Source organism: Serratia sp. M24T3, assembly GCF_000257645.1.
Classification (GTDB): Bacteria; Pseudomonadota; Gammaproteobacteria; order Enterobacterales; family Enterobacteriaceae; genus Rouxiella.
This window is the reverse complement of sequence record NZ_AJHJ01000094.1, coordinates 1-699: the sequence shown is the minus strand read 5'-3', so window position 1 is coordinate 699 and position 699 is coordinate 1. Positions and strand designations below refer to the sequence as shown.

The 699-nt window shown below is 47.9% G+C and carries 1 pseudogene; it reads right to left on the bottom strand.

From position 1 onward, the window contains the following. Positions 1–669: pseudogene (locus SPM24T3_RS24110) on the bottom strand (phage tail protein); the annotation flags it as partial. Between the last annotated feature and the right edge of the window lie 30 nt (positions 670–699).

Genomic DNA, 699 nt, shown 5'->3' with positions numbered 1-699 from the left:
TGAGGGGAATGAAAAATTTATCTCAAAATAGTCCGTTGTTTCATTTGACGGTGTGGCGAGAAAAGGCCCAAGCCACAGATCGGAATCGTTAATTCCTGATGCAGAAAAGTCCAAAGCAGTTCGTCCAACAAACCCAGGCCATGAGGGGTCAGTATCAGCAGACCCTTCGAGCAGCCGCCCAACGGTAATGGTCACGCCGTCGATGGTTAATATTTTGTACTCATTTCCCCTATGTCCAACAGAAAGCCTTTGTTGCCCGGTCGGTATACCGGCAAAAGGTGTTCCAGTGGCACTGCTGTAGGCAAAAGTGATCGAGGCGGTTGTAATGTCCGGGGTATCTGTATGCGGTTGATAGTCCGCCACCCACAAATCATAGGCAGAACCGTTGAAAGTCAGCGTTACCGGCATACCTATGTAAGGGGCTATTTCGCTGAGCGTGTCATTGTAAACACGAGAATAGTTGCCATCGACCGTGACCGTGAAAGTATCAGGTATTGTAATTTCCAATGACGAGCCAACTACCCATGAATCAGGTAATTTATAAGTGGTGTCATCATCGTCATCGTCATCATTATTTGTGACTACCACACCGTTGAAGGATATTGCCGAACCGCTTACGCTGGCGCTATCAGCCGATAATTCGTCAGATTCAGGTGATGTACTCCCCATATCTAAACCGTCTGAGGTATTCGTCCCCCC